11 protein-coding genes are annotated in these 8,774 nt (G+C 65.9%); 2 read left to right on the top strand and 9 right to left on the bottom strand.

Annotation, left to right across the window (positions count from 1 at the left end; translation table 11 throughout):
* The 5 genes from SX1_RS21305 to SX1_RS21285 all read right to left on the bottom strand — a co-directional run.
* A partial coding sequence (locus SX1_RS21305; protein ID WP_026150029.1) for a 4-helix bundle domain-containing protein occupies positions 1-328 on the bottom strand: 328 nt, incomplete at its 3' end.
* Positions 329-393: 65 nt separating this feature from the next.
* On the bottom strand, positions 394-846 hold the full coding sequence (locus SX1_RS21300) for a DUF411 domain-containing protein (protein ID WP_019054723.1): 453 nt from the start codon (positions 844-846) through the stop codon (positions 394-396).
* Positions 847-868: 22 nt separating this feature from the next.
* Positions 869-1,861: a copper resistance protein B gene (locus SX1_RS21295; RefSeq protein WP_019054722.1), complete on the bottom strand. Its 993-nt coding sequence runs from the start codon at positions 1,859-1,861 to the stop codon at positions 869-871.
* Positions 1,858-3,600, bottom strand: a complete 1,743-nt coding sequence (locus tag SX1_RS21290; protein WP_026150028.1) for a copper resistance system multicopper oxidase — start codon at positions 3,598-3,600, stop codon at positions 1,858-1,860. Before SX1_RS21290 ends, SX1_RS21295 begins: the two co-directional genes overlap by 4 nt.
* A 114-nt stretch (positions 3,601-3,714) precedes the next feature.
* Positions 3,715-3,933 (bottom strand): hypothetical protein, encoded by a 219-nt coding sequence (locus tag SX1_RS21285; RefSeq protein WP_232307673.1) that lies wholly within the window; start codon positions 3,931-3,933, stop codon positions 3,715-3,717.
* Between the two features lie 123 nt (positions 3,934-4,056).
* Between SX1_RS21285 and SX1_RS21280 the strand changes: the two genes are divergently transcribed.
* Positions 4,057-4,326, top strand: coding sequence for a hypothetical protein (locus SX1_RS21280; RefSeq protein ID WP_008832339.1), 270 nt, complete (start codon positions 4,057-4,059; stop codon positions 4,324-4,326).
* 173 nt (positions 4,327-4,499) lie between these two features.
* Here SX1_RS21280 and cueR read toward each other — a convergent pair whose 3' ends face one another.
* Both cueR and SX1_RS21270 read right to left on the bottom strand, forming a co-directional pair.
* Positions 4,500-4,994 (bottom strand): Cu(I)-responsive transcriptional regulator, encoded by a 495-nt coding sequence (gene cueR / locus SX1_RS23300; RefSeq protein ID WP_019054720.1) that lies wholly within the window; start codon positions 4,992-4,994, stop codon positions 4,500-4,502.
* Complete coding sequence (locus SX1_RS21270) at positions 4,991-7,531, bottom strand: heavy metal translocating P-type ATPase (protein WP_008831364.1); 2,541 nt, start codon at positions 7,529-7,531, stop codon at positions 4,991-4,993. The genes cueR and SX1_RS21270 overlap by 4 nt, the downstream gene beginning before the upstream one ends.
* Positions 7,532-7,682: 151 nt before the next feature.
* Between SX1_RS21270 and SX1_RS21265 the strand changes: the two genes are divergently transcribed.
* The gene (locus tag SX1_RS21265) at positions 7,683-7,880 is read left to right on the top strand and encodes a heavy-metal-associated domain-containing protein (protein ID WP_008831365.1); all 198 of its coding nucleotides are present in this window, start codon (positions 7,683-7,685) and stop codon (positions 7,878-7,880) included.
* 49 nt (positions 7,881-7,929) lie between these two features.
* Here SX1_RS21265 and SX1_RS21260 read toward each other — a convergent pair whose 3' ends face one another.
* Together SX1_RS21260 and SX1_RS21255 are read right to left on the bottom strand one after the other, a co-directional pair.
* Positions 7,930-8,280, bottom strand: coding sequence for a MarR family transcriptional regulator (locus SX1_RS21260; protein WP_008831366.1), 351 nt, complete (start codon positions 8,278-8,280; stop codon positions 7,930-7,932).
* A gap of 109 nt (positions 8,281-8,389) precedes the next feature.
* A complete protein-coding gene (locus SX1_RS21255; protein ID WP_157410353.1) occupies positions 8,390-8,773 on the bottom strand; it encodes a DUF305 domain-containing protein in 384 nt (127 codons plus the stop codon).
* Between the last annotated feature and the right edge of the window lies 1 nt (position 8,774).

Raw genomic sequence — 8,774 nt, 5'->3', positions numbered from 1 at the left:
CCCGGCGGAGCGCTGCGGCGCGCCCGACAAGCGCGGGACGAGCATCGCTCGGCGGCAGGGCCGCGACGCGCTTTTCGACCTCGGCGGCGAACTCGACCATTTCGGCATATTCGGGAGCGCTGACGATTTTTCCGTCGGCGACCGCCCCGGCATAGTCGACCGCGATATAATCGAGCAGCCGCCAGCTCGTCTGCACCGCCGCGCTGTCGGCGCGCGCGGGCACAGCCTGGAGGATCATGAGCAAGAGCAGAAGCAGCCCGCCGAGGCGCAGGCGTTTTCCCTTCTGGCGCCGATGGCGGGCACCGCCGGAGGAAAGGGTCGTCGTCATGGGTCTGGCTCCGCCTGCTTCGGGAGTGGACCGGGGCGGCGCGATACCGCCCCGGCCTGCGATCGTCAGTGTTTCGCGAACAGGGCCTGCCGCCCGGCGCCGAACGCCACGACCGAATAGCGATCGGGCTTGCGGCCCGGGGCTTCCATGCCGGGAGTGCCGAGCGGCATGCCCGCGACCGCTATGCCCTTCATCCCTTTCGGGCGCGCCGCGAGGAAGCGCTTGATGTCAGCGGCGGGCGCATGTCCCTCGACGACGGCGCCGTCGATGATCGTGGTATGGCAGGATCGCAGCGCGTCGGGCACGCCCGAACGCTTGACCAGCACGGCGCGCGCCGGATTGTCGACCAGCTTGTATTTGCGGCCAAGTTGCCCCGCGACCTGCTTCGCCCAGACCCCGCAGCAACCGCAGCCTGGGTCGCGATGCACGGTCATTTCGCCGGCGGCCTGCGCGGCGGCGGGCGTCGTCACGGTCACCGCGAGCGCGGCAAAGACGAGACGGAGTTTCTTCGATGTCATGAGATATTCCTTCCTGTGTTGTTCAGAACCAGCTGCGCAGGCCGACAAGGAGATTCCATCCGCCGGCCTTCTCTCCGGCTGCGCGGGCGTAATCGGCGGTGCCGCCAAAGGCGCGTTCGTAGGTCACGCCGACATAGGGCGCGAATTCGGGCACGATCTGGTAGCGCAGCCGCAGCCCCGCCTCGGCCGAGGTCAGCCCCGCTCCGAGCCCCAGTTCGGGGACATCCTGCGCCGACAGTTCGAACTCGACGGTCGGTTGCAGGATCAGTTTCTGGGTGATGCGCTGGTCATATTCGGCCTCGAAGCGCGCGGTGACTTCGCCCTTGTCCGAGAGGAAAAGCGCGCCGTCGACTTCGAACCAGTAGGGCGCGAGCCCCTGGATGCCGAGCACGGCATGCGTCCGCTCGGGCCCCGCGCGGAAATCGTGGCGGACACCGGCCTGGAGATTGAACCAGGGATCGAGCGCGCGGCTGTAGAGCGCCTGGACCTCGACATCCTCGGGGCCGCCCTCGTTGAAGCGGCCCTCGCCTTCCGACTTCAGCCATACCCGGTCGAGATCGCCGCCGTACCAGAGCTGCGCATCCCAGGCGTAACCTTCATTCCCCTTGCGAAAGGCGGTTTCGAGCTTGTCGATGAGGATCTGCCCCGCGGTGAGCGCACCATTCTCCTTGAGGAGGAGGCGCCGCGACCGCGCCATTTCCTCCGCGCCGTAAAAGGCGTCGGCGGCATGCGCGGGGCCGCTTCGCGCCGCGGCCGACGGACCCGCAACGGGCGGGTCGGACCTTTCGTCGCCCGGCATCGCGTGACCGGCGTGCGGATCGTCAGGGGCGGGCATGTCATGCCCCGTATGCGGATCGCCCGGGGGCGGCATGACGTGCCCGGCGTGCGGATCGATTGCTGGCGGCGTTTCGGGAGCGGCCTCGCTATGCCCCGCATGTCCGGCACGTCCGGTCTCCTGCGCGGCGAGCGCCGGAACCGGAAGTGCGGCGAGCATCAGGATCGAAAGATATTTCATGCGCCTTCTCCTCCATGCGGCCGAACGGTGACGACGCGGAACATCCCCGCGTGCATGTGAAGCAGCAGATGGCAGTGGAAGGCCCAGTCGCCCGGGGCATCGGCGGTCAGGTCGAAACTCGCCTTGCCGCCGGGAAGCACATTGATCGTGTGCTTGAGCGGCTGGCGCCCGGTGTGACCATTCACCACCTCGAAGAAATGGCCGTGCAGGTGGATCGGGTGCGTCATCATCGTGTGATTGATCAGCGTGATGCGCGCGCGCTCGTTGCGCTCGAAGCGGATCGGCTCGACACCGTCGCTGAACTTCTTGCCGTCGAACGACCACATGAAGCGTTCCATGTTGCCGGTCAGGTGGATTTCGATCGTCCGCGCGGGCGGGCGCGGATCGGGATTGGGCGTCAGCGACACCAGGTCGCGATAGGTGAGCACCTTGTGCCCGACATTGTCGAGGCCGACCCCGGGGTCGCCGGTGCGGTCGACCGGAGAGAAGGCGATCGCATCGACTCCGACCCCGACCGCGACGCTGTCAGGAACCTTCGACTTGTCGCGCATGCTCATCGCGCCATGATCCATCGCCGCAGCACCCGCCGCGGCGCCATGCGCGCCATGGTCCATGCCGCCCATGCCCATATCCTTCATGGTCAGCGTCGGTCGCTCGCGTAAGGGCGGCACCGCCGCGACCATACCCGGGCGCGGTGCCAGCGTTGCGCGGCCCATGCCCGACCGGTCGATCGATTCGGCGACGAAAGTGTAGGCCCGGTCCTCGTCGGGGCGGACGATGACATCATAGGTTTCGGCGGTCCCGATCTGGAATTCGTCGACCGCCACCGGCCGGACATTCTGCCCGTCGGTCCCGACGACGCTCATCTTGAGCCCCGGGATGCGGATGTTGAAGATCGACATCGACGAGGCATTGATGATGCGCAGCCGAACGCGCTCGCCGGGACGAAACAGGCCCGTCCAATTCTCCTGCGGGCCGTGGCCGTTGATCAGATAGGTGTAGGTCGTCGCCGATATGTCGGCGATGTCGGCGGGGTCCATCCGCATCTTGCCCCATTTGAGTCGTTCGGACGCGCTCATCGTCTCGCCGGGACCGCCCGCGATCAGGCCGGACAGCGTCTGTTTCTGGCGGTTGAAATAGCCGCCTTCCTGCTTGAGCTTGTTGAACAGCTGGTGCGGGTCGAGGAAGGTCCAGTCGGACAGCACGACGACATGCTCACGGTCATAGCCGATCGGGTCGGCGCCCGCGGGGTCGATCACGATCGGCCCATAATGGCCGAGCTGTTCCTGCAAGCCCGAGTGGCTGTGATACCAATAGGTCCCGCTTTGTTTGACCGGGAATTCATAGGTGAAGAGCGAACGTGCCTTGATCCCGGGAAAGCTGATCCCGGGAACCCCGTCCATCTGGAAGGGCAGGATCAGTCCGTGCCAGTGGATCGAGGTTTCCTCGTCGAGGGTGTTTTCGACATGGAGGCGCACATTCTGGCCCTCGCGGAGCCGGACCAGCGGCGCCGGCAATACGCCGTTGAGCGTGATTGCCCGGCCTGCGCGGCCGCCGACGGTGAAGCGGCTGTGCGCGATCTTGAGGTGGATATCCTCGCCGGTCAGCGTCGGGAGGGTGGAAAGGGTGCCGGGGGTTCCGCTTTGCGCCCAGGCAGGAAACAGCCCCGCGATCGAGAGGCCCGCGGCGCCGACGGCGCCGGCGCGGAGCAGCATCCGCCGTTCCATTGTGTGTGTCATGTCTGTCTGTCCTTTGCACGGCATCGCAAAGGGTACCGCCAAGGAGGCGGCAACCGTGCCGTTTTCATTCGGGAGAAGTAGTCCGGGGCGGCATATGCCGCCCCGGAACCGGCGCTATTTCGCTTTGGGGGCGCCGTCGGCCTTCGCGACCATGGCCGCGTGCATCTTCTTGCAGCGCTCCATCATGTCGGCGTCGGGCTTCATCTTGCCGTCCGCCATCATCGCGTCATGCGCCGGCATCGGCTTGTCCATCGGCGCCGAAGCGCCGTGGCCGGCATGAGGATCGGTCGCTTGGGCGGCCGCAGGGGTTGCGACCGTCAGGGCGGTCGCCATCAAAAACATGTTCATCGTCAAAACTCCGAAAAAATAGTGTGGGACTATGTCTCGGAGTGTTTGCGGGGAGGCCGGGGTTCAGCTTCGGGGGTCAGGCCCGAAAGCTCGTGAAGGGCGAGGCCGATGGCCTTTGCCGCGGCATCCGGATACGGCCGGTCGCCGAGGACCGGCAAGAAGCAAACCGATGCACAGACGTTGACGCAGGCTGCGGGCGCGCAGGGCTTTTCGCTGCGGCTCTTCTCGGGACAGCTCGACGCCGACCCCATCGACGCGCAGCTCGTCATCTGGTCCATGGCCGCGGCGTTCGACGTCGCCAGCGGCGACACGAACAAGGCAAGCGCGACGAGCAGCGAAGCGATCAGCCGCGTCATGGCTTCGCATCCGCGACTATGACGGCGCGGACATGCGGCAGGGATGGAAAATTATGCCTGGTCTTGCTCATCGCTCTTGTCCGTGCGCCCGGGCCAAGCCTTCCGGCTTGACCCCGCGCATCTATTGATACGCATGCCAAGGCGCCATCCCTCATGTTCGCCGCAGCGGCTCGCATTTTTCGGGCGCCGATCATCTCAGTGCCCGCGCACGCGCGAACCGGCGACCGGCCGCCGCGCGAGCTGCTCGCCAGCCGTGCCGAAGCGTCGCGGCGCGCGCGGCTCGACCGCCGCGGGCGCGCCATCGCCCTCCGCCAGCCCCTCGATAATCGGGCAATCGGGGCGGTCGTCGCCGTGGCAATGATCGGCCAGCGTCTCGAGGGTGCGAACCATGGCTTCGATCTCGGCCATTTTTTCCCGGAGCCGTTCGATATGCTCCAGCGCGAACGCCTTGACGTCGGCGCTGGCGCGGCTCCGGTCGGACCATAGCCCGAGCAGTCCGCCGATCTGCTCGACGGTGAAACCGAGATCGCGCGCGCGGCGAACGAAGCGCAGCCGGTGCACGTCGGCCTCGTCATAATCGCGGTACCCCGAGTCATGGCGCGCGGCCTTGGGGATGAGGCCCGTTTGCTCATAATATCGGATCATCTTGGTCGAGACGCCCGACATTCTGGAAGCCTGGCCGATATTCATGCTGGCGTTCCTCCCGTGCTTCTGTCGGACGCGATCACAGGCCGGAAGGCCTTGAGACGCAGCGCATTGCTTAGCACGAAGACGCTCGACAGCGCCATCGCGCCCGCCGCGAAGATCGGCGAAAGCAGCGTGCCGTTCAGCGGATAGAGCGCGCCCGCGGCGACCGGGATCAGCGCGGCATTATAGCCGAACGCCCAGAACAGATTCTCCTGGATGTTGCGGATGGTCGCCTTCGACAGCGCGATCGCGTTGACCACGCCGCGCAGGTCACCCGACATCAGCACGACGTCGGCGGATTCGATCGCGACATCGGTGCCGGTGCCGATCGCGAGGCCGACATCGGCCTCGGCGAGCGCGGGTGCGTCGTTGATGCCGTCGCCGACGAAGGCGACCTTGCGCCCGCCCGCGCGCAGCCGGTGGAGCGCATCGACCTTTCCGCCCGGAAGCACTTCGCCCACCACTTCGTCGATCCCGAGCGTGCGCGCGACGGCATCGGCGGTCGCCTGATTGTCGCCGGTGATCATTGCGACCTTCAGACCGAGATTGTGGAGCGCGCGGATCGCCTCCGGCGTCGTATCCTTGATCGGGTCGGCGACCGCGATCACTGCCGCGAGCTTGCCATCGATCGCAGCGTAGAGCGGCGACCGGCCAAGCGCGCCGAGTTCGGCCGCCTTCGCAGCGAAGGCCGATACATCATGCCCGAGCTTCGTCATGAAGCGGTCGGCGCCGACCTCGACATCATGCTCGCCGACCCGCGCCGACACGCCATAACCGGGCGTAGCCTCGAACGTGGTGGGCGATGCCAGGATCAGGTTCCGCGCCTTCGCCGCCGCGACGATCGCTTCGGCGATCGGATGCTCGGACCGGGTCTCGACGCTCGCGACGAGTGCCAGCACCTCATCATATTCGAATTCGCTCGCTGGTTCGAGGTCGGTCAGTTCGGGGCGGCCCTTGGTGAGGGTGCCGGTCTTGTCGAGCGCCACGACGCGAACATCGCGCAGCGTTTGCAGGGCCTCGCCCTTGCGGAACAGCACACCGAGTTCGGCGGCGCGCCCGGTGCCGACCATGATCGACGTCGGCGTGGCGAGCCCCATCGCGCACGGGCAAGCGATGATCAGTACCGCGACGGCGTTGATCAGCGCGAAGGTCAGCGCCGGGTCGGGCCCGAAGACGAGCCAGATCAGGAAGGTCAGCGCGGCGATTCCCATCACCGCGGGGACGAACCAGGCGGTCACCTTGTCGACCATCGCCTGGATGGGGAGCTTCGAACCCTGCGCCTGCTCGACCATCCGGATAATCTGCGCGAGCAATGTGTCGGCACCGACCTTGGTCGCGCGGAAGGTAAAGGCACCGGTCGTGTTGATCGTGCCGCCGACAACCTCGGCGCCCGCAGCCTTGGCGACCGGCACGGGCTCGCCGGTGATCATCGCTTCATCGACCCAGGACTGGCCGTCGACGACCTCGCCATCGACCGGTACGCGCTCGCCGGGACGCACGTCGACGATATCCCCGCTGACGACGTCGGCGAGCGCGACGTCGACAACCGCCCCGTCGCGTATGACGCGTGCGGTCTTGGCCTGCAATCCGATAAGCCGCTTGATCGCTTCGGACGTCCGCCCCTTGGCCTTGGCTTCCAGATAGCGGCCGAGCAGGATCAGCGCGACGATTACCGCCGCCGCTTCATAATAGACATTGGCGGTGCCGGGAGGAAGCACGCCGGGGGTGAAGGTCGCAACGAGCGAGTAACCCCAGGCGGCGCTGGTTCCGAGTGCGACGAGCGAGTTCATGTCGGGCGTCCCGCGCAGGATCGCGGGAATGCCCTTCCGGAAAAAGCGCAGGCCGGGACCGAACAGCACCAGCGTCGTCAGCGCGAACTGGATCAGCCAGCTCGTCTGCATGCCAATCGTGGCCATGACAAAATCATGCACGGCCGGCACGAGGTGCGATCCCATTTCGAGCAGAAACACCGGCAGCGCCAGCACCGCGGCAAGTTGCAGCGAGCGACGAAGGCCCGTGAGTTCGGCCTCGCGCGCCGCGGCCTCGCGGTCGGGCGCGGCGGCATCGGCTTCGAGCCGGCGCGGCGTATAGCCGGCGCGGCGGATCGCGGCTTCGAGATCCGCCGGCGCGACAAGCCCGCTGCGATACCGGATGCTGGCGCGTTCGGTCGCGAGATTGACGCTTGCGGCGGCAACGCCGGGAACCGCCCTCAGCGCCTTTTCGACATGGCCGACGCACGAGGCGCAGGTCATGCCCTCGACCCCGAGCTCGACCTCGATTTCGGGCACCGCATAACCGGCCTCTTCGATTGCCTGCACCACCGCCAGCGGATCGGGCGTGCCCGCAAAGGTCACATCGGCGCGTTCGGTCGCGAGATTGACGCTGACGCCGGCGACCGCGGGGAGCTTGCCGATCGCCTTTTCGATATGCCCGACGCATGAGGCGCAGGTCATCCCGGCGACCGCAACGCTCAGTTTCTCTTGCTCCGCGGCGGGCGCATCGCCACCCGTGCTCTGTTTCAACTCCATCACATCGGACATCGAAAATTCTCCGGTTTCATTCGTTGAGACAGAATGTGGGGTTTCCAACGATGGGAAGGTCAAGCGGTAAAAAACGCGCGTCCGACCCATTGACCTTGCCATCGTTGGAAACCCCATATCCGGATCATCAGCAGAAACCGGAGGTTCCAAGATGATCCAATTCGACATTCCCGGCATGACGTGCGGCGGTTGCGCGCGGTCGGTCACGAAGGCCATCCACAGCATCGATGCCGACGCCCGCGTGGTGCCCGATATTCCGGCGCGCCGGGTTACGATCGAGAGCAGCCACGACCGCGCCAAATTCGTCGAGGCGATCCGCGCGGCCGGCTATGATATGCAGCCGGCATAAGTGAGAAAGGTCCGGGTCACCTCGGGGTGGCCCGGGCAATGGCCCCGGCCTAAAGATCGCCCGCGCTGAAATAGGCTCGCAGCCGCTGCATGAGCGGGGGATCCAGCCGGATGTAGCATCGGCGTCCGTCGACCGGGTCGGGGATGCGCGAGACAAGCCCGGCGTCGCACAGTTTCTGGATCAGCCGAAGCGCACTGCTCATCGGCAATCCGGCCGTCACGCACACGGCGCTGATCGAAAGCGGCTTGCGCTCGCATTCGTGAATGAAGAGATCGATCAGCATTTCCCATGCCGGCTCTCCGAAGAGATCGTGCGCCCCGACCAACTGCTTGCGAAGCGTACGCCGGCGAAGGAGCCGTTTTGCATTGTCGCGGGCATGTTCGGTATCCCGATCCATCATGACGAATGTCGACGTGCCCGATCCGCGCGCTGTGCCGGCAATCAGGACGCGTATCGTTCAACGCCGCCGGAGCGCCGGCAGCCGGCAGACGCCAATTGGAAAGGCCGGGTCATTTTCTCGCGAGAATCGATTTCATCTGGTCGATTTCCGCCGTCTGCGACCGGATGATCTCACCGCACAATTTGAGGATCTCGGCATCGGACAGCGAGGCCTGCTCGCACATCAGGATGGCACCCGAATGATGCGGAATCATCGAGCGCAGAAAGGCGGTATCGTCGATCGTCGTCTGGGTCCGGATGAGTCCGAAGCTCCCGAAGAAGGCGACCGCCGATCCGAGGAGCAGCAGCATATTGAGACGCCTGGACGGAAACATGTCGGGCATCGCGACGATCATCATCACCACCATCGGCGATGCCATCATGAGCGTCATGTAGAGCATGTTGAGATTATTGTAGAAGCTCGAGAGGCGGTCGATCATCACGAACATGACCAGG

Origin of the sequence: Sphingobium xenophagum NBRC 107872 (assembly GCF_000367345.1) — a bacterium.
Classification (GTDB): domain Bacteria; phylum Pseudomonadota; class Alphaproteobacteria; order Sphingomonadales; family Sphingomonadaceae; genus Sphingobium; species Sphingobium xenophagum.
The sequence above is the reverse complement of the archived record's forward strand: the minus strand, read 5'-3'. Positions and strand labels throughout refer to the sequence as shown.